Below are 16,860 nucleotides of genomic sequence, written 5' to 3'. Positions count from 1 at the left end.
ATGCAGGCAACAATCCACGACCTGGACGGCAACGCAGACGGCGAGGTCGACCTGCCGGATGTCTTCGAGACGCCGGTTCGGTCCGACCTCATCGGCAAAGCTGTACGTGCCGCACAGGCCAACCGAAAGCAGGACTACGGGTCCGACGAGTACGCCGGCCTCCGAACGCCGGCCGAGTCCTTCGGTAGCGGCCGCGGGCAGGCACACGTCCCGAAGCAGGACGGCCGTGCCCGCCGCGTCCCGCAGGCGGTCAAGGGGCGACGCGCTCACCCGCCGAAAGCCGAGAAGGATCGCTCGCTCGACCTCAACGACAAGGAACGGCAGCTGGCCGTTCGCTCGGCGCTGGCCGCGACGGCCGACGCCGACCTCGTCGCCGACCGTGGCCACGAGTTCGACCGTGACGAAGTGCCCGTCGTCGTCTCCGACGACTTCGAGGACCTCGTCAAGACGCAGGAAGTCGTCTCGCTGCTGGAGGCGCTCGATGTCGACGCCGACATCGAACGCGCCGACGAGACGAAGATCAAGGCTGGACAGGGGTCGGCCCGCGGACGGAAGTACCGTCGTCCCGCCTCCATCCTCTTCGTGACCAGCGACGAGCCGTCGAAGGCCGCCCGCAACCTCGCGGGGGCCGACGTGGCAACCGCCAGTGAGGTCAACACGGAAGACCTCGCCCCCGGCGGCGAGCCCGGTCGACTTACCGTTTTCACGGAATCCGCACTCGCGGAGGTGGCCGAGCGATGAGCTGGGATGTCATCAAACACCCACACGTCACTGAGAAGGCCATGAACGACATGGACTTCCAGAACAAGCTCCAGTTCGCCGTCGACGACCGCGCCTCCAAGGGCGAGGTCTCCGACGCCGTCGAGGAGCAGTACGACGTGACCGTCGTACAGGTCAACACGCAAAACACGATGGACGGCGAAAAGAAGGCCGTCGTTCGCCTCTCCGAGGACGACGACGCCCAGGAAGTCGCCTCCAGAATTGGGGTGTTCTAACCATGGGACGACGAATCCAAGGACAACGGCGCGGCCGCGGGACCTCCACGTTCCGCGCTCCGTCGCACCGTTACAAGGCTGATCTGGAGCACCGCAAGGTCGAGGACGGCGACGTTATCGCCGGCACGGTCGTCGACATCGAGCACGACCCTGCCCGCTCGGCCCCTGTCGCCGCCGTCGAGTTCGAAGACGGCGACCGACGACTCATCCTCGCGCCGGAAGGCGTCGGGGTGGGCGACGAGCTACAGGTCGGCGTCAGCGCCGAGATCGCACCCGGGAACACGCTCCCGCTGGCGGAGATCCCAGAGGGGGTTCCGGTGTGTAACGTCGAATCCAGCCCCGGTGACGGTGGGAAGTTCGCCCGTGCGTCGGGTGTCAACGCCCAGCTGCTCACCCACGACCGCAACGTCGCGGTCGTCAAGCTCCCCTCCGGGGAGATGAAGCGGCTTGACCCGCAGTGTCGCGCCACCATCGGCGTCGTCGCCGGTGGCGGCCGAACTGACAAGCCCTTCGTGAAGGCTGGCAACAAGCATCACAAGATGAAAGCGCGCGGGACGAAGTACCCGCGTGTCCGTGGTGTGGCGATGAACGCCGTCGACCACCCGTTCGGTGGCGGTGGCCGCCAGCACCCCGGCAAACCCAAGTCCATTTCGCGGAACGCCCCGCCAGGCCGTAAGGTCGGGGACATCGCCTCGAAGCGGACTGGTCGAGGTGGGAACGAATGAGTTCAGAGTATCAAATCGGCCACGAAGGAGAGTTCTCCTTCCGCGGCCACACGCTCGACGAGCTGCAGGCAATGGAGCTCGAGGAAGTCGCGGAACTGCTCCCCGCTCGACAGCGGCGAAGTATCGAACGCGGCCTGACCGAGGAGAAGCACAAGCTCCTCGAAAAGGCCCGCGAGGCCGGCGAAGAGGAGACAGCCAACGACCCGATCCGGACCCACCTGCGCGACATGCCGGTGGTTCCGGAGATGGTCGGGCTGACCTTCGCCGTCCACGACGGCCAGAACTTCGAGCGTGTCAACGTCGAGCCCGAGATGCTCGGCCACTACCTCGGTGAGTTCCAGCTCACACGGAGTAGCGTCGAACACGGTCAGGCCGGTATCGGAGCGACACGCTCCTCGAAGTTCGTACCGCTCAAATAATCATGGGAATCAGTTACTCAGTCGAAGCCGACCCGGACACGACGGCCAAAGCGATGCTCCGGGAGCGGCAGATGAGCTTCAAGCACAGCAAGGCCATCGCCCGCGAGATCAAGGGCAAAACGGCCGGCGAGGCTGTCGACTACCTCGAGGCGGTTATCGAGGGCGACCAGCCCGTTCCGTTCAAACAGCACAACTCGGGCGTTGGCCACAAAAGCAAGGTCGACGGCTGGGACGCCGGGCGCTACCCGGAGAAGGCCAGCAAGGCCTTCCTCGACCTGCTGGAAAACGCAGTCGGCAACGCCGACCACCAGGGCTTCGACGGTGAAGCCATGATCATCACGCACGTCGCCGCCCACAAGGTCGGCGAGCAGCAGGGTCGCAAGCCCCGCGCGATGGGGCGTGCCTCAGCGTGGAACAGCCCGCAGGTCGATGTCGAACTCATCCTCGAAGAACCGGAGGCCGAAGAATAATGGCTGACGAACAACAGTTCATCGAGGACGGACTTCAGCGGACCCAGATCGACGAGTTCTTCGCAGAGGAACTCGGTCGCGCCGGCTACGGCGGCATGGATGTCGCCAAGACGCCGATGGGGACCCAGATCGTGCTCAAAGCCGAGAAGCCAGGGATGGTTATCGGCAAGGGCGGGAAGAACATCCGGAAGATCACGACGGAACTCGAGGAGCGGTTCAACCTCGACGACCCGCAGGTCGACGTGCAGGAAGTCGACGAGCCGGATCTCAACGCCCGCATCGTCGCGGACCGACTGGCCAACGCCTTAGAGCGTGGCTGGTACTTCCGCAAAGCGGGCCACACCACCATCGACCGGATCATGGAGTCGGGCGCACTCGGCGCAGAGATCGTCCTCTCCGGAAAGGTCACGGGTGCACGCTCACGCGTGGAGAAGTTCAACCGTGGTTACGTCAAGCACAACGGCGAACCCGCAGAGGAGATCGTCGACAGCGGTGTCGGCGTCGCCGTGATGAAGCTCGGTACCATCGGGGTCCGAGTCAAGATCATCCCGCCGGACGCGGAGCTTCCCGACGACTTCGAGATCTACGAGGATGTCGATGTCGAGGACTACGTGGCCGACACCGACGGCGAGTCCGTCGAGGAACTCCTCGAAGGCGAGCCCGACGACAGCGAGACGGCCGAGGAACTCGAGGAAGACGTGGCCGCCGGGGCCGACGACGACTCCGAGGCTGACGAAGAGTTCGTCGACGAGGAGGTCGTCGAGGAAGACGTTGAGGTCCCGACTGACGACGATGTCGAGGATGTCGATGTCGACGAACTCGAAGAGGCTGTCGACGAGGAACTCGACGAAGATGTCGAGGCGGAAGCAGAAGAGCTGATGGACGAAATGGACGACGAGGAGGGTAACGACGAATGACCGTCCTCCACGTCCAGGAGATTCGAGACATGACGCCCGCCGAGCGGGAATCGGAGCTCGACGACCTGAAGACTGAACTGCTGAACGCCCGGGCCGTCCAGGCCGCGGGTGGTGCGCCGGAAAACCCCGGCCGCATCAAGGAGCTGCGGAAGGCCATCGCCCGCATCAAGACGATTCAGGGCGAAGAAGGCGACCTGCAGGAGAACGAATAATGCCACTAACACCCGAGACGCTCCCACGACACGAACTCGTCGGCCTCGACTGCGAGGTCGTTTCGGCGTCCAACCCGGACGCCGTGGGTATCAGCGGCACTGTCGTCACCGAGACGACGCAGATGCTGACAATCGAGGGAGCCGACCGGGTGTGGCACGTGCCGAAGGACAGCGCGACATTCGCGTTCGCCCTGTCGACCGAAACGGTACTGGTCGACGGTGACCGACTCGTCGCGCGTCCCGCTCGTCGCACAGAGAACACAGGAGATTCACTATGGCGCTAGGACTGAACGTACAGGAACCGGAGGACACCTGTGCCGATCAGAACTGCCCGTTCCACGGAGAGCTCTCCGTGCGCGGCCAGACACTGAACGGCGAGGTAGCCTCCACTGACATGGAGAAGACCGTTGTCGTCGAGCGCGAGTACGACGTGAAGGTGCCGAAATACGACCGCTTCATGAAGCGGCGGAGCCGCGTTCCGGCTCACGCACCCGATTGTCTCGACCTCGCGGTTGGTGACACGGTCACGATAGCAGAGTGTCGACCGCTCTCGAAAACGAAAAGCCACGTCGTCGTCGGCGTGGTCGCCGACGAACAGGACGGTGATGCCTGATGGAAGCACTCGGTGCTGACGTCACGCAAGGCCTGGAGAAGGGCTCGCTCATCACGTGTGCGGACAACACGGGCGCACGCGAGCTCAAGGTCATTTCCGTCCACGGCTACTCGGGAACGAAGAACCGCCACCCCAAGGCTGGGCTGGGCGACAAGATCACGGTCTCGGTCACCAAGGGGACGCCCGAAATGCGTCGCCAGGTGCTCGAAGCCGTCGTCGTCCGCCAGCGAAAGCCGATCCGTCGACCCGACGGCACCCGCGTCAAGTTCGAAGACAACGCGGCCGTCATCGTCGACGAAAACGAGGACCCGCGCGGGACCGAGCTGAAAGGTCCCATCGCACGGGAAGTCGCACAGCGATTCGGCAGTGTGGCATCAGCAGCGACGATGATCGTATAGAACCATGAGCAAGCAACCAGACAAACAACGCAAGAGTCAACGACGTGCCCCGCTCCACGAGCGGCACAAGCAGGTCCGGGCAACGCTCTCGGCCGACCTCCGCGAGGAGTACGGCCAGCGCAACGTCCGCGTCAACGCTGGTGACACCGTCGAGGTGCTCCGTGGCGACTTCGCCGGCGAAGATGGCGAAGTCATCAAGGTGGACCTCGATAAGGCCGTCATCCACGTCGAAGACGTCACGCTCGAAAAGACGGACGGCGAGGAAGTCCCGCGACCGCTGGACACCTCGAACGTCCGCGTGACGGACCTGGACCTCGAAGACGAGAAGCGCGAGGCCCGTCTCGAATCGGAGGATGATTCCGCATGAGTAACCACCAGAAGCGACTCTCGGTGCCAAACAGTTGGCCCGTAGAGCGCAAGACCGCGACGTTTACGGTGAAAGCCGGTGCCGGCCCACACGGTGAGGACGGGGTTCCCCTCCTCATCGTCCTTCGGGACGTGCTCGGCTACGCCGACAACCGCAAAGAAGCCCGCTACGCCCTCAACGAGGACAACGTCCTCATCAACGGGAAGGCCATCTCCGACGAGGAACGCCCCGTCGGGATGTTCGACATCCTGGCCTTCACCGAGCGCGAGGAGTACTACCGCGTGTTCCCCGGCGAGGGCGGACGGCTGGCGCTGACCGCAATCGACCCGGACGCGGCCGAATCGAAGCTCGGCAAGATCGTCACCAAGACCCACGTCTCCGGTGGCGATGTCCAGCTGGGGCTCCACGACGGTGAGACGCTCATCGTCGAGGACGACCAGACCTACGACGCTGGCGACTCCATCGTCGTCGGCAACGAGGACGGCGACATCGTGGCCCACTTCGAGTACGAAGAGGGCGCGCTCGTCACCGCCGTCGACGGTGCCCACGCGGGCGAAATCGGCGAGATCGAGGAGATTCAGGTGACGCCGGGGTCGGCCCAGAACAACGTCATCGTCTCTCAAGAGGACGGCGAAGGCTTCGAGACCGTCGAAGAGTACGTCGTCGTCATCGACGAGAACTTCACGGGTGATGACGAATGAGCTCCGAGAGTGAGTCCGGCGGCGACTTCCACGAGATGCGCGAACCGCGCGTCGAGAAGGTCGTCGTCCACATGGGTATCGGCCACGGTGGCCGTGACCTCGCCAACGCCGAGGACATCCTCGGGGAAATCACCGGCCAGACGCCGGTGCGAACGAAGGCCAAGCGGACCGTCGGCGAGTTCGACATCCGCGAGGGTGACCCCATCGGTGCGAAGGTCACCCTCCGTGCCGAGATGGCCGAAGAGTTCCTCGAGACCGCGCTGCCGCTTGCCGAGCTGTCGGCGAGTCAGTTCGACGACACCGGCAACTTCAGCTTCGGTGTCGAGGAACACACCGAGTTCCCGAGCCAGGAGTACGACCCGAGCATCGGAATCTACGGGCTGGACGTGACGGTCAACCTCGTCCGCCCCGGCTACCGCGTCGCCAAGCGCGACAAGGCGTCGCGCTCGATTCCGACGAAGCATCGACTCAACCCGGCGGACGCGGTCGCCTTCATCGAGTCGACCTACGATGTGGAGGTGAGCGAATGAGCGAAAGTGAAACCACAGACGAGCCCGAGTCCGAGACGGCATCCAGTGAACGGACTGGCCAGCTCGAGTCCTGTCAGCGGTGCGGTCGCGAACAGGGACTCGTCGGCAAGTACGACATCTGGCTGTGCCGCCAGTGCTTCCGCGAGATCTCGCGGGGCATGGGCTTCAGGAAGTACAGCTAACAATGACAGGGAACGACCCATTTGCCAACGCACTGTCGGCGCTTAACAACGCCGAAAGTGTTGGGCACTTAGAGCAGACAGTATCGCCCGCTTCGAACGAGATCGGCAGCGTCCTCGAGGTCTTCTACGACCGCGGGTACATCGACGGATTCAGTTTCGTCGACGACGGCAAAGCCGGCGAGTTCGAAGTCGAACTGAAAGGAGCCATCAACGAGTGTGGCCCGGTCAAGCCCCGCTACTCAGCGGGTGCCGACGAGTTCGAAAAGTGGGAGAAGCGATTCCTCCCCGCCCGTGACTACGGGACTCTCGTCGTCACGACCAGCCACGGCATCATGAGCCACTACGAGGCTCGTGAGCAGGGCGTTGGTGGCCAAGTCATCGCGTACGTATACTAACAATGCCACGAGTAGAACTGGAGATTCCGGAGGACGTGGACGCCGAGCAGGACCATCTCGACATCACTGTCGAGGGGGACAACGGCAGCGTCACGCGTCGGCTCTGGTACCCTGACATCGACGTGTCCGTCGACGGCGACACGGTCGTCATCGAATCAGATGAGGACAACGCCAAGACGATGTCGACGATCGGTACCTTCCAGAGCCACATCGAGAACATGTTCCACGGCGTGACCGAGGGCTGGGAGTACGGGATGGAAGTCTTTTACTCTCACTTCCCGATGCAGGTCAACGTCGAGGGTGACGAGGTCGTCATCGAGAACTTTCTGGGCGAGAAGGCCCCCCGCCGCACGACGATCCACGGCGACACGGATGTCGAGATCGACGGCGAGGAACTGACCATCAGCGGCCCCGATATCGAGGCCGTCGGCCAGACCGCCGCGGACATCGAACAGCTCACGCGCATCAACGACAAGGACGTGCGCGTGTTCCAGGACGGGGTGTACATCACCCGCAAACCGAACCGAGGTGACGCCTGATGGCGGACAACCCAGATAACACGAGCAGTGACGCCGACGCCAACGAGGAAGGGCTTCCGCAGGGCGACGCGCCCGAGGCGGACATCGAGTCCGAGCAGCCACACGACGGCGAGCCTGCCGAGGATCCCGACCAGGTGGCCGAGGAAGCCGAAGAAGACGAGTACACCGAACTGACCGACATCAGCGGTGTCGGCCCATCCAAGGCGGAATCGCTCCGCGAGGCCGGCTTCGAGGATGTCGACGCCGTCCGCGGCGCCGATCAGTCCGCGCTCGCCGATGTCAGCGGTATCGGGAACGCGCTGGCGGCCCGTATCAAGGCCGATGTCGGCGGACTCGAAGTCGAGTCCGAGACCGAAGCCGAAGTCGAAGAGGAAGGCGGCGAGGAAGCGCCCGACGAGGACGTGGAGACGGAACTCCAGGCCCGCGGGCTCACTGACAAGACGCCGGACCTCTCGGATGAGGACGCGCGACTGTTGACCCAGCGACACCGGGTCGGCAAGCCGCAGTTCAACCGTCAGGACCACCACAAGAAAAAGCGCGTCTCGACCTCGTGGCGACGCCCGCGCGGCCAGCTTTCGAAGCAGCGCCGCGGCATGAAGGGCAAGGGCGACACGGTCGAGGCGGGCTTCCGCTCGCCGACAGCGGTGCGGGGCAAGCACCCCTCCGGCTTCGAGGAGGTCCGCGTGCACAACGTGGACGATCTCGAAGGCGTCGACGGGGACACGGAAGCCGTCCGTATCGCCTCGAAGGTCGGCGCTCGCAAGCGCGAGCGAATCGAAGAGGAAGCCGAGGACGCGGGTATCCGCGTGCTCAACCCCACCTACGTCGAAGTCGAGGTGAGTGAGTGATGACTGATCTCTCCGCACAGAAGCGACTCGCGGCTGACGTGCTCGATGTCGGTAAGAACCGCGTCTGGTTCAACCCCGAGCGACAGGGCGACATCGCCGACGCGATTACCCGCGAGGACGTTCGCGAACTGGTTGATGAGGGCGCCATTCAGGCGAAAGACAAGAAAGGCAACTCCCGTGGACGCGCCCGGGAGCGCCAGAAGAAGCGTGCGTACGGCCACCAGAAGGGAGCCGGTTCCCGGAAGGGCAAGGCAGGCGCACGGCAGAACTCCAAGGAGGACTGGGAGTCACGCATCCGCGCACAGCGGACGAAGCTGCGCGAGCTGCGTGACGAGGGAACGCTTTCGAGTTCGCAGTACCGCGACCTGTACGACAAGGCCGGCGGTGGCGAGTTCGACAGCGTTGCCGATCTCGAACGTTACATCGACGCAAACCACGGTGACGCATAATGGCGACAGGACCACGATACAAAGTACCGATGCGGCGACGCCGCGAGGCCAGAACCGATTACCATCAGCGGTTGCGCCTGTTGAAATCCGGCAAGCCACGTCTCGTTGCTCGAAAGAGCAATAAACACGTCAGGGCGCAGCTGGTGACGCTTGGCCCCAACGGCGACGACACCCTCGCGTCCGCTCATTCGAGCGACCTCGCCGAGTACGGCTGGGAGGCTCCGACGGGCAACATGCCCTCGGCGTACCTCACCGGTCTGCTCGCCGGGCTTCGCGCGAAAGAAGCGGGTATCGAGGAAGCAGTGCTCGACATCGGACTCAACAGCCCGACACCCGGAAGCAAAGTATTCGCAATACAGGAAGGCGCAATCGACGCCGGCCTGGACATCCCACACAACGACGACGTACTCGCCGACTGGCAGCGCACGCGCGGTGCCCACATCGCCGAGTACGACGAGCAGCTCGACGAGCCGCTGTACAGCGGCGAATTCGACGCTGCAGACCTCCCGGAGCATTTCGACGAGCTCCGAGAGACCCTACTGGACGGTGACATCGAACTATGAGTGCTAACAACGGATGGGAACCACGGACACGCCTCGGCAAGCAGGTTGTCGAGGGCGAAATCGACTCCATGCAGGAGGCGCTGAACTCCGGGCTCCCGCTGAAAGAATCGGAAATCGTCGACCAGCTCGTTCCCGACCTGGAAGACGAGGTGCTGGACATCAACATGGTCCAGCGGATGACAGACTCCGGCCGCCGCGTGAAGTTCCGCTGCGTGGTCGCCGTTGGCAACCGCGACGGCCTCATCGGCTACGCCGAGGGGCGTGACGACCAGGTCGGCGGTGCCATCCAGAAAGCAATCGACATCGCGAAGCTCAACATCATCGACGTTTCCCGTGGCTGTGGCTCCTGGGAGTGTGGCTGTGGCCGTCCGCACACGGTTGCGCTGCGCACCAAGGGCAAGGCCGGGAGCGTCGAGGTCGAGCTCCAGCCGGCCCCACGCGGGCTGGGCCTGGCGGGCGGAGAGACCGTCCGCAAGGTGCTCGAACTCGCCGGCATCGAAGACATCTGGACACGCAGTAGCGGGAACACGCGCACCACGGTCAACTTCGCGAAGGCGACGTTCAACGCCCTCGAGAACACGGCCCAGGCGCGGGTCCCCGAACGAACCTTCGAGAAACGAGAGGTGATCGAGTGATGCACGCGCTCGTCCAGCTCCGTGGCGAAGTCAACATGCACGGCGACATCCAGGACACCCTGGAGATGCTCAACATCCACCACGTGAACCACTGCACGCTCGTCCCCGAGACGGACGCCTACCGCGGCATGGTGACGAAGGTCAACGACTTCGTCGCCTTCGGCGAGCCGAGCCAGGAGACCCTGGAGACAATCCTGGAGACGCGCGCCGAGCCCCTTGAGGGCGACGCCGACGTGGACGACGAGTGGGTCGCCGAGAACACGGATTACGACGACATCTCCGGGCTCGCATTTGCGCTCCTCTCCGAGGAGACAACGCTGCGCGAGCAGGGACTGTCCCCGACGCTCCGTCTCCACCCGCCACGCGGCGGCCACGACGGCGTCAAACACCCCGTCAAGGAGGGCGGGCAACTCGGGAAACACGACACCGAGAGTATCGACGAACTCCTGGAGGCGATGCGATAATGACGAGTAAAAAGAAACGACAGCGCGGTTCGCGCACGCACGGCGGCGGTTCACACAAGAACAACCGCGGTGCCGGCCACCGCGGTGGCCGCGGTGCCGCAGGCCGTGACAAACACGAGTTCCACAACTACGAACCGCTTGGCAAGAGCGGCTTCAAGCGCCCGCAGAAGGTGCAGGAAGAGGCCGCTACTATCGACGTTCGCGAGATCGACGAGGATGTCACGCTGCTGGCCGCCGAGGACGTTGCCGAAGTCGAGGACGGCGGCTTCCGAGTCGACGTGCGTGACATCGTCGACGACGCCGACGACGCCGACTACGTGAAGGTCCTCGGTGCCGGCCAGGTTCGCCACGAACTCACGCTCGTCGCCGACGACTTCTCCGAGACCGCTCGCGAGAAGGTCGAAGCCGCAGGCGGGAGCGTCGAACTGACCGACCTCGGCGAGGAGCGCCAGGCCGAGGCCGAGACAGACGACGACGCGGACGAGGAATAACGACCAATGAGCTGGAAGGACACCGCCGAACCACTGCTTGTCCGGATGCCCGCAGTCCAGCGGCCGGACGGACACGTCCCGTTCAAGCGCAAGCTCACCTGGACAGGAGGCGTGCTCTTGCTGTATTTCTTCCTGACGAACGTGAAACTGTTCGGGCTGGACATCGACGCCAGCCAACAGGTGTTCGGGCGCTTCTCATCGATTCTGGCTTCGGGCCAGGGGAGCATCATGCAGCTGGGTATCGGTCCGATCGTTACGGCGTCCATCGTGTTACAGCTCCTCGGTGGCGCGGACCTGCTCGGGCTGAACACCCAGGATGACCCGCGTGACCAGATCCTCTATCAGGGGCTCCAGAAGCTGCTGGTGCTCGTGATGATCTGCCTGACCGGGCTCCCGATGGTGTTTGCCGGCGGCTTCCTGCCGGCAGACACGGCCGTCGCGAGTTCCCTGGGTATCGGGACGTTCGGTGTCCAGTGGCTCATCTTCGCCCAGATGTTCGTCGGCGGTGTCCTCATCCTGTTCATGGACGAGGTCATCTCCAAGTGGGGCGTCGGCTCCGGTATCGGCCTGTTCATCGTCGCCGGCGTGAGCCAGCGGCTCGTCGGGGGCGTCCTGACGGCGCCGTTTATCGGCAACAGCGAAGGGATCATCTACACCTGGTACCTGTTCATCACCGGCCAGCGCGGTACCGGGCCAGTGCTTGCTGCTGATGGCCTTCAGACGGTGTTGCTCCAGGGCGAACTGCTGGGGCTGTTCACGACGCTCCTGATCTTCTCGGTGGTCGTCTATGCCGAGTCGGTCCGTGTCGAGATCCCGCTGTCGAACGCCCGCGTGAAAGGCGCCCGGGGCCGGTTCCCGGTCAAACTCATCTACGCGAGTGTTCTACCGATGATCCTCGTCCGGGCGCTGCAGGCGAACATTCAGTTCCTGGGCCGGATCCTGAACGCCCAGCTGGATTCGATGCCTGCGTTCCTCGGCACGTACGCCAACGGCCAGCCGACCGGTGGCCTGTTCTACTTCCTCGCCCCCGTCCAGAGCCGTGCCGACTGGATGTGGTGGCTCGAAGGGACTACCCAACCGATCTGGCAGATCCTGACCCGCGTCGGCATCGACCTGTTCGTCATGCTGGTCGGCGGCGCGATCTTCGCCGTCTTCTGGGTCGAAACCACCGACATGGGCCCGGAAGCCACTGCCAAGCAGATCCACAACTCCGGGATGCAGATTCCCGGCTTCCGACAGAACGTCGGCGTCATCGAGAAAGTCCTCGAGCGGTACATTCCGCAGGTGACCGTTATCGGTGGGGCCTTGGTTGGTTTATTGGCTGTTATGGCCAACATGCTGGGTACCATCGGCGGCGTCTCCGGTACCGGGCTGCTGCTGACGGTCTCCATTACGTACAAGCTGTACGAGGAAATCGCTGAGGAACAGCTCATGGAGATGCATCCGATGATGCGCCAGATGTTCGGGTAGAACGGTCGAGTATCTACACTTCTTTTAATTCGCTGCGTCCCTGAGCGACCGCGATGGTTTCAATCTTCTCTCATCAGAAGAGGTATGCTAACGTGTGTGATTATTGGCTGTGTCGGTCGCGGCGACAAGACCCTCGATACGCTCATCACATCGGCCCGCTCGCAGCCGCGGCGCGTGAACGCTGGTCGTGAGAAGCGTCGTCGGCTCCACTGTGGCCCGCGACTGCGGCCACGCGTGTATCCGTGCCGATCCGGAGATTGGCGTCGCTACGACCAAGGCCTTCTCCTCACAGCTAGCTGCGCTGAACCCCCCTTGCACTCAAGATATCCTTGACTGGCGACGCCCGGCAGGCCATCAGCGTACTCCGTGACCCGCCCGGTCACAGGGGGTTTTTGATGAATCCATCGCCCAAGAGGTGGCTAAACTGTACTAGGACGCCACCGCCTACTTCTTCATCGCCTGCGGCTACCAGGAGCCAGTGGTGCCGGTGACCGAGAACATGCCTGCGTTCGCTATCGTGACCGGTGACGACAAGCGCGCCCGCAAGACAATCGGGAACTTCAAAGAGGTCGAGGCACGGGACGCCCCGGTGGTTGCGATTACCGACGGGCAAAGCGACGTGGAACGCTACGCTGACCACGTTCTGGAGATTCCAGAAATGCATCCACGGGCCGCTGCGGTGCTGGTAAACACGCATCTGCAGCTAGTGTCGTATCACACAGCCGCGCTGCTGGGCCGGAACATCGACAAGCCCCGCAATCTGGTGAAGAGCGTGACTGTGGAATGAGGTTCGTCTTTGTCCGACGCCGAATCGTCGGTTGTTTGTTGCTGTGTTCCAGTGGCTCCGGTGGTGCCAACATAGTGGCTACGAGTTCGTACCCACGGGTCTCGGAAAGTGATTCGAGCACGTTCTCTTGTAGTTGCTTGTACGCACTTCGGACGGCCGTCCCGCCACGTGAGTGTTGCGACGCTTGCTCGATATGTGGGATGAGCCGGTCTAGTAGTGCGATGAGTGGCCCGCCGTGTAGGACTCTCGGAGGTCAATGACGATTACCTCCGGCTCTGGCTCTTTCGTGAGCCACCGGTAGCAAAATGAGCCTTTGATAACGCTAGCTGTCCAAGCACCGATCGCTCGCCCGGCACTGATGATTTGTAACTCGCTGGTAATATCGGTTTTACCACAGTTTTCAGCGGGGTCTACTGTTCCGGACACGCTAACCATCCAACTGCGTATCCATTCGAGTGGACGATAACATCGTTTTCGGAGTCGCCTAAGTGCCAACACTCACCACATCTGCCTTGATTGTGAGCGTCTCCAGATTGATCACAACCGACGACCCCTGCTGGATGGACTCGCCCTTGAACTGCACACCGCCTGTCGTTTCCCGGACTTGCAGTTCGGCTGTGATGGTGACGTCACGCAGGAACGGATGGTCCACGACGTTGACTGAGCCGTTGTCTCCCGTCGTGATGATGACCGATGATTCAGTGTTAACGCGGCTGATACGCGCAATCGTTTCGCCGCGACTGGTTTCGGTCATGCCGGGTTCGATTGCACTGGCCATATCCTCACGAACGTCGGCCATACGGAGCGTTACCGTCCGATTTCCGAGTGTGCCACGCGGTTCGAGCGCGCCGACGCGTTCGATAGCGCCGGAGAGTTCGTAGCTGGCGGTCGAGATGGATATATTATTCCCACGCTGGACGTATGCGCTTCCGAACCGCTGGCGGTCACCGTCTTCGAGCGTCGTCAATGCGAGGCCGGCGAGGACGCGCTTGCGGTCGGGGTTCTGTGTGTCGTAGGTGGTGACAGTCTCGATTTCGGCTGTGTCGTGGCCAGCCACGGTCGCTACGTCACCGGCGGCGATATCGTTGGCTGTTTCAGCGTTGACAGTCGTCTCGACGAGTACATCGGCAGTTGTTGGCTGGAGACCGCTGCCAACCTGTTCGAGACGCCCGTCGATTGTGTATTCCGCCGCTGAGAGCGTAATTGGCTGTCCGGGCCGGACCTGCCTGTTTCCGAACCGCTGGCGACCCTGCTGTGTATATGTCTCGAGGTCAGCTTCAATGAAGACGGTCTGTTGGCTGGCGTTTTCGCGTGCGTACGCAGCCACATCCTCAACGGTCGCGACAGTCCGGCCACCGATCCAGATCTCATCGCCAGCGGTCACGGCACGGGTTTCAGCGGTGGCCATCGTGTCCCGGAGGACAACAGTTGTGGTTTCCGTTTCAAGGCTGTTGTCGCCACTGACAGCTCGTATCTGCCCGCTCACCTCGTATCGACTTGTCGCGATAGCCAGTGAGCGGCTAAGGCGAAGCGGTGCGCCCGAGTACGAGAGACTGTCACCGCTGGTGGGGCCTTCGATTGTCGTACGAAGGATGACTCGCGTCTGGTCGTCCTGTGGGGTGAGGTGGACATCCGTGACTGTGAGTTCGGAGTCACTATTCGGGCTGTATGTGTCGCCTTCGTTGATCTCGGAGACGAGGTACTGTGGCTGTGGGCCGAGATCAAGCGTGACGTTGGTTGTTGTCCGATCCGGTGGCTCCGAGTCTGGCTGGAGGACGAGTGCTGCGCCTGCGACAACAACTGCAAGGACAAGTAGGACGGCCAGTGCATCAACAATATTAATAAGCCCGAAGAGACTACCCTCATCATTGAGGAGGGGTGACGAGCGACCATCTGCCATGCTGTAGGCGTTTTGTGGAGGCGGTTTGAGTGTTTCGTTATTGCTACTTCACCGTCCAAACGAGCGACGGTTCAGTGATGGGTAATTTATTTCATCGTGGCAACTACTTAAGTAGCTACTTTCCAGATCTGTCGGACAACCAGTCTCAGTACCTTACAATGCGTCGCCAGCTAATCTATCTGAGCCTACTTTTCTGTCCCAACGAGCTGTCTGTAACAGTTGATCTTCGCCGAGCGGGTATAGAGCTGTCGCGGTCGGCGGCGATTAATGGCTCAGAGAAGGTTTGAAAGCTAGTGGGTGAGGAAAAGATAACCGATTCAAAGAGCCGTAATCCAAGTTTACACCGATCTAATTGGGTTTCAGAGGTTCCTGTCCTCTTACTAATATTTCATTCTAGCTTCTCAATACCGTCCGAATTTACCTAGAAAAAACTCTTTTAAGCCGTTTTTAGATACCAGCATATAAATCATCCATCTACCGTATAGCCTTCTTTGAGAAGTAGGAGTAGAGTCGCTGTTCCTCCTGAACTGAGAATGAGCTTTCAGATCGTCCCGAGACCATTATCAGCCGCCGACCGAGACAGCGTTGCCACTCCTGAAGAGGCGTGCTCGATCAGTGATTACCGGTAGAACCGGTCATCAGGTGGCCGATTGACGGGGACGGCCCGACGCACTGCGAGGGCCGTCCACGCTGCTCGACACAGCATGTTGATGAACTCTTGGAACGACCATGGCCAGAGGCGACGCCCGCCACGGCGGGGCGTCGCCACATACTCCCAATGGAGGTGCCGCCAGACATTCTGCAAGAGTAGACTCACCACGACGTACAGCAACCGTACGACCGGATCTTGTATTGTGGTCGTCACGATGCTTTGTTCGGAGAGTCGGTAGCTGGCCTCGATACCGAAGCGTTTCGCGTAGTGGTATCGCGCATCTCGTGGTGTCTGGATAAACGGCGCGTCACGGCTACGCCGCTGACGCGCCACCCCATGTTCGTCGTACCATCATTTTTGGTAGGTGCAGTCGATGTAGACGGGAAATCGATGGTCCAGCTGTGACCGTCGAGTTTCCCTGTCAGCTCGTGTTGGATGACGCGACTTCATCCTTCCGAGAGTTCCTGCTTGATCGTCTTTCCCCATCGGACAATTGGCATCATGTACGCGTAGTTGTGAGCCTGAAGGAGCGTGAGACACTTGCTATCGTAGAATTCCCGGTCAAGATAGACGGCCTTGACGCCGAGGTCAAGGCCGTCGAGGAGGCCAAGAAACTCAGCCAAGACATTGCTGGCGGTGTCGCCGTCGACAAGACGGCGCACCGCTATCGTGTATCGAATTTCTCACACGCGCGTACAGTGTCGCATACGCGTGGAACGCGGTAGTTCCACGCTTCGCTTCCGAGTGATAGAGGCCATCTGTCTCGTCTTCGTCACCGTAGTAGGGACGCAGGTGGAGATCCACGACGATTTCCACCTGCTCGGGAAGCACCTCTAAAACGCCCTTTTGCAGAAGTGCGTTCCCGACTTGTTCAACCGACGTTAGGTCGAATTTTTCGCGGAGGTGGTACAGAACCGTGTTTTCGTGGGGAGAATTTTCACTGGTCTCGCAGAGTTCAGATATCGAGGTCCCGTCGGCGCAAGCGCCGACGAGAACCTCGTAGATGTCCTCATAGTGATTAAGTCGAATCTTTACCGATAAGATACGGCCAAATGTTTGGTTCGCTGATCGTGTTCACTCCTCGTAAGATGTAGTCTTTCAGCGACGAGAGATCAGGCACAAGCCGGTACTTGAACCA

General features: G+C 61.9%; 24 protein-coding genes and 2 pseudogenes. 24 read left to right on the top strand and 2 right to left on the bottom strand.

What is annotated here, in order from left to right; genetic code table 11:
* The 24 genes and pseudogenes from rpl4p to Harman_RS13680 form a co-directional block, all read left to right on the top strand.
* Complete coding sequence (rpl4p, locus tag Harman_RS13795) at window positions 1-741, top strand: 50S ribosomal protein L4 (protein WP_137684367.1); 741 nt, start codon at window positions 1-3, stop codon at window positions 739-741.
* Complete coding sequence (locus Harman_RS13790) at window positions 738-995, top strand: 50S ribosomal protein L23 (protein WP_137684366.1); 258 nt, start codon at window positions 738-740, stop codon at window positions 993-995. The genes rpl4p and Harman_RS13790 overlap by 4 nt, the downstream gene beginning before the upstream one ends.
* A gap of 2 nt (window positions 996-997) precedes the next feature.
* Entirely contained in the window at window positions 998-1,720 is a 723-nt protein-coding gene (locus Harman_RS13785) for a 50S ribosomal protein L2 (protein ID WP_137684365.1), read from the top strand.
* Window positions 1,717-2,139, top strand: a complete 423-nt coding sequence (locus Harman_RS13780; protein WP_137684364.1) for a 30S ribosomal protein S19 — start codon at window positions 1,717-1,719, stop codon at window positions 2,137-2,139. The genes Harman_RS13785 and Harman_RS13780 overlap by 4 nt, the downstream gene beginning before the upstream one ends.
* A gap of 2 nt (window positions 2,140-2,141) precedes the next feature.
* Complete coding sequence (locus tag Harman_RS13775) at window positions 2,142-2,609, top strand: 50S ribosomal protein L22 (RefSeq protein WP_137684363.1); 468 nt, start codon at window positions 2,142-2,144, stop codon at window positions 2,607-2,609.
* Window positions 2,609-3,526: a 30S ribosomal protein S3 gene (locus tag Harman_RS13770; RefSeq protein ID WP_137684362.1), complete on the top strand. Its 918-nt coding sequence runs from the start codon at window positions 2,609-2,611 to the stop codon at window positions 3,524-3,526. Before Harman_RS13775 ends, Harman_RS13770 begins: the two co-directional genes overlap by 1 nt.
* A complete protein-coding gene (rpmC, locus tag Harman_RS13765; RefSeq protein ID WP_137684361.1) occupies window positions 3,523-3,738 on the top strand; it encodes a 50S ribosomal protein L29 in 216 nt (71 codons plus the stop codon). The genes Harman_RS13770 and rpmC overlap by 4 nt, the downstream gene beginning before the upstream one ends.
* Window positions 3,738-4,022 (top strand): ribonuclease P protein component 1, encoded by a 285-nt coding sequence (locus tag Harman_RS13760; protein WP_137684360.1) that lies wholly within the window; start codon window positions 3,738-3,740, stop codon window positions 4,020-4,022. Before rpmC ends, Harman_RS13760 begins: the two co-directional genes overlap by 1 nt.
* Window positions 4,013-4,351, top strand: coding sequence for a 30S ribosomal protein S17 (locus tag Harman_RS13755; RefSeq protein WP_137684359.1), 339 nt, complete (start codon window positions 4,013-4,015; stop codon window positions 4,349-4,351). Before Harman_RS13760 ends, Harman_RS13755 begins: the two co-directional genes overlap by 10 nt.
* Window positions 4,351-4,749: a 50S ribosomal protein L14 gene (locus Harman_RS13750; protein WP_004516961.1), complete on the top strand. Its 399-nt coding sequence runs from the start codon at window positions 4,351-4,353 to the stop codon at window positions 4,747-4,749. Before Harman_RS13755 ends, Harman_RS13750 begins: the two co-directional genes overlap by 1 nt.
* 4 nt (window positions 4,750-4,753) lie before the next feature.
* Window positions 4,754-5,116 (top strand): 50S ribosomal protein L24, encoded by a 363-nt coding sequence (gene rplX / locus Harman_RS13745; RefSeq protein ID WP_004591560.1) that lies wholly within the window; start codon window positions 4,754-4,756, stop codon window positions 5,114-5,116.
* A complete protein-coding gene (locus Harman_RS13740; protein ID WP_137684358.1) occupies window positions 5,113-5,817 on the top strand; it encodes a 30S ribosomal protein S4e in 705 nt (234 codons plus the stop codon). The genes rplX and Harman_RS13740 overlap by 4 nt, the downstream gene beginning before the upstream one ends.
* A complete protein-coding gene (locus Harman_RS13735) occupies window positions 5,814-6,347 on the top strand; it encodes a 50S ribosomal protein L5 (RefSeq protein ID WP_137684357.1) in 534 nt (177 codons plus the stop codon). The genes Harman_RS13740 and Harman_RS13735 overlap by 4 nt, the downstream gene beginning before the upstream one ends.
* Complete coding sequence (locus Harman_RS13730) at window positions 6,344-6,529, top strand: 30S ribosomal protein S14 (protein ID WP_137684356.1); 186 nt, start codon at window positions 6,344-6,346, stop codon at window positions 6,527-6,529. The genes Harman_RS13735 and Harman_RS13730 overlap by 4 nt, the downstream gene beginning before the upstream one ends.
* Before the next feature lie 2 nt (window positions 6,530-6,531).
* A complete protein-coding gene (locus Harman_RS13725) occupies window positions 6,532-6,924 on the top strand; it encodes a 30S ribosomal protein S8 (protein ID WP_004516956.1) in 393 nt (130 codons plus the stop codon).
* Between the two features lie 2 nt (window positions 6,925-6,926).
* Window positions 6,927-7,463, top strand: coding sequence for a 50S ribosomal protein L6 (locus tag Harman_RS13720; RefSeq protein WP_127014423.1), 537 nt, complete (start codon window positions 6,927-6,929; stop codon window positions 7,461-7,463).
* On the top strand, window positions 7,463-8,311 hold the full coding sequence (locus tag Harman_RS13715) for a 50S ribosomal protein L32e (protein WP_394347822.1): 849 nt from the start codon (window positions 7,463-7,465) through the stop codon (window positions 8,309-8,311). Before Harman_RS13720 ends, Harman_RS13715 begins: the two co-directional genes overlap by 1 nt.
* Window positions 8,311-8,760, top strand: a complete 450-nt coding sequence (locus Harman_RS13710) for a 50S ribosomal protein L19e (protein ID WP_004516953.1) — start codon at window positions 8,311-8,313, stop codon at window positions 8,758-8,760. Before Harman_RS13715 ends, Harman_RS13710 begins: the two co-directional genes overlap by 1 nt.
* Window positions 8,760-9,323 (top strand): 50S ribosomal protein L18, encoded by a 564-nt coding sequence (locus tag Harman_RS13705; RefSeq protein ID WP_137684355.1) that lies wholly within the window; start codon window positions 8,760-8,762, stop codon window positions 9,321-9,323. Before Harman_RS13710 ends, Harman_RS13705 begins: the two co-directional genes overlap by 1 nt.
* On the top strand, window positions 9,320-9,958 hold the full coding sequence (locus Harman_RS13700) for a 30S ribosomal protein S5 (protein ID WP_137684354.1): 639 nt from the start codon (window positions 9,320-9,322) through the stop codon (window positions 9,956-9,958). The genes Harman_RS13705 and Harman_RS13700 overlap by 4 nt, the downstream gene beginning before the upstream one ends.
* The gene (rpmD, locus tag Harman_RS13695) at window positions 9,958-10,422 is read left to right on the top strand and encodes a 50S ribosomal protein L30 (RefSeq protein ID WP_137684353.1); all 465 of its coding nucleotides are present in this window, start codon (window positions 9,958-9,960) and stop codon (window positions 10,420-10,422) included. The genes Harman_RS13700 and rpmD overlap by 1 nt, the downstream gene beginning before the upstream one ends.
* The gene (locus Harman_RS13690) at window positions 10,422-10,913 is read left to right on the top strand and encodes an uL15m family ribosomal protein (protein WP_137684352.1); all 492 of its coding nucleotides are present in this window, start codon (window positions 10,422-10,424) and stop codon (window positions 10,911-10,913) included. The genes rpmD and Harman_RS13690 overlap by 1 nt, the downstream gene beginning before the upstream one ends.
* A 6-nt stretch (window positions 10,914-10,919) precedes the next feature.
* Window positions 10,920-12,383 carry a preprotein translocase subunit SecY gene (gene secY, locus Harman_RS13685; RefSeq protein ID WP_137684351.1) on the top strand — a complete coding sequence of 488 codons (1,464 nt, stop codon included), beginning with the start codon at window positions 10,920-10,922 and terminating at the stop codon, window positions 12,381-12,383.
* 259 nt (window positions 12,384-12,642) lie between these two features.
* A pseudogene (locus Harman_RS13680) lies at window positions 12,643-13,170 on the top strand (SIS domain-containing protein); the annotation flags it as partial.
* A 484-nt stretch (window positions 13,171-13,654) separates the two neighbouring features.
* On the opposite strand, the gene Harman_RS13670 reads toward Harman_RS13680, so the two are convergent.
* Window positions 13,655-15,070, bottom strand: coding sequence for a DUF4330 family protein (locus tag Harman_RS13670; RefSeq protein ID WP_137684350.1), 1,416 nt, complete (start codon window positions 15,068-15,070; stop codon window positions 13,655-13,657).
* A gap of 619 nt (window positions 15,071-15,689) precedes the next feature.
* Window positions 15,690-16,733: pseudogene (locus Harman_RS13665) on the bottom strand (ISH3 family transposase); the annotation flags it as partial.
* Window positions 16,734-16,860 lie beyond the last annotated feature (127 nt).

This window comes from Haloarcula mannanilytica, assembly GCF_005406125.1.
Taxonomy (GTDB): Archaea; Halobacteriota; Halobacteria; order Halobacteriales; family Haloarculaceae; genus Haloarcula; species Haloarcula mannanilytica.
This window is presented reverse-complemented; position numbering and strand designations above follow the sequence as displayed.

Excerpts from the sequence above, each read along its gene's own strand:
- rpl4p (WP_137684367.1), top strand. The coding sequence starts at position 1 with ATGCAGGCAACAATCCACGACCTGGACGGCAACGCAGACGGCGAGGTC.
- Harman_RS13690 (WP_137684352.1), top strand. The coding sequence starts at position 10,422 with ATGACGAGTAAAAAGAAACGACAGCGCGGTTCGCGCACGCACGGCGGC.
- secY (WP_137684351.1), top strand. The coding sequence starts at position 10,920 with ATGAGCTGGAAGGACACCGCCGAACCACTGCTTGTCCGGATGCCCGCA.
- Harman_RS13720 (WP_127014423.1), top strand. The coding sequence starts at position 6,927 with ATGCCACGAGTAGAACTGGAGATTCCGGAGGACGTGGACGCCGAGCAG.
- Harman_RS13780 (WP_137684364.1), top strand. The coding sequence starts at position 1,717 with ATGAGTTCAGAGTATCAAATCGGCCACGAAGGAGAGTTCTCCTTCCGC.
- Harman_RS13715 (WP_394347822.1), top strand. The coding sequence starts at position 7,463 with ATGGCGGACAACCCAGATAACACGAGCAGTGACGCCGACGCCAACGAG.
- Harman_RS13770 (WP_137684362.1), top strand. The coding sequence starts at position 2,609 with ATGGCTGACGAACAACAGTTCATCGAGGACGGACTTCAGCGGACCCAG.
- Harman_RS13775 (WP_137684363.1), top strand. The coding sequence starts at position 2,142 with ATGGGAATCAGTTACTCAGTCGAAGCCGACCCGGACACGACGGCCAAA.
- Harman_RS13750 (WP_004516961.1), top strand. The coding sequence starts at position 4,351 with ATGGAAGCACTCGGTGCTGACGTCACGCAAGGCCTGGAGAAGGGCTCG.
- Harman_RS13755 (WP_137684359.1), top strand. The coding sequence starts at position 4,013 with ATGGCGCTAGGACTGAACGTACAGGAACCGGAGGACACCTGTGCCGAT.
- Harman_RS13710 (WP_004516953.1), top strand. The coding sequence starts at position 8,311 with ATGACTGATCTCTCCGCACAGAAGCGACTCGCGGCTGACGTGCTCGAT.
- Harman_RS13730 (WP_137684356.1), top strand. The coding sequence starts at position 6,344 with ATGAGCGAAAGTGAAACCACAGACGAGCCCGAGTCCGAGACGGCATCC.
- Harman_RS13740 (WP_137684358.1), top strand. The coding sequence starts at position 5,113 with ATGAGTAACCACCAGAAGCGACTCTCGGTGCCAAACAGTTGGCCCGTA.
- rplX (WP_004591560.1), top strand. The coding sequence starts at position 4,754 with ATGAGCAAGCAACCAGACAAACAACGCAAGAGTCAACGACGTGCCCCG.
- Harman_RS13790 (WP_137684366.1), top strand. The coding sequence starts at position 738 with ATGAGCTGGGATGTCATCAAACACCCACACGTCACTGAGAAGGCCATG.
- rpmC (WP_137684361.1), top strand. The coding sequence starts at position 3,523 with ATGACCGTCCTCCACGTCCAGGAGATTCGAGACATGACGCCCGCCGAG.
- Harman_RS13705 (WP_137684355.1), top strand. The coding sequence starts at position 8,760 with ATGGCGACAGGACCACGATACAAAGTACCGATGCGGCGACGCCGCGAG.
- Harman_RS13670 (WP_137684350.1), bottom strand. The coding sequence starts at position 15,070 with ATGGCAGATGGTCGCTCGTCACCCCTCCTCAATGATGAGGGTAGTCTC.
- Harman_RS13725 (WP_004516956.1), top strand. The coding sequence starts at position 6,532 with ATGACAGGGAACGACCCATTTGCCAACGCACTGTCGGCGCTTAACAAC.
- Harman_RS13700 (WP_137684354.1), top strand. The coding sequence starts at position 9,320 with ATGAGTGCTAACAACGGATGGGAACCACGGACACGCCTCGGCAAGCAG.
- Harman_RS13760 (WP_137684360.1), top strand. The coding sequence starts at position 3,738 with ATGCCACTAACACCCGAGACGCTCCCACGACACGAACTCGTCGGCCTC.
- rpmD (WP_137684353.1), top strand. The coding sequence starts at position 9,958 with ATGCACGCGCTCGTCCAGCTCCGTGGCGAAGTCAACATGCACGGCGAC.
- Harman_RS13785 (WP_137684365.1), top strand. The coding sequence starts at position 998 with ATGGGACGACGAATCCAAGGACAACGGCGCGGCCGCGGGACCTCCACG.
- Harman_RS13735 (WP_137684357.1), top strand. The coding sequence starts at position 5,814 with ATGAGCTCCGAGAGTGAGTCCGGCGGCGACTTCCACGAGATGCGCGAA.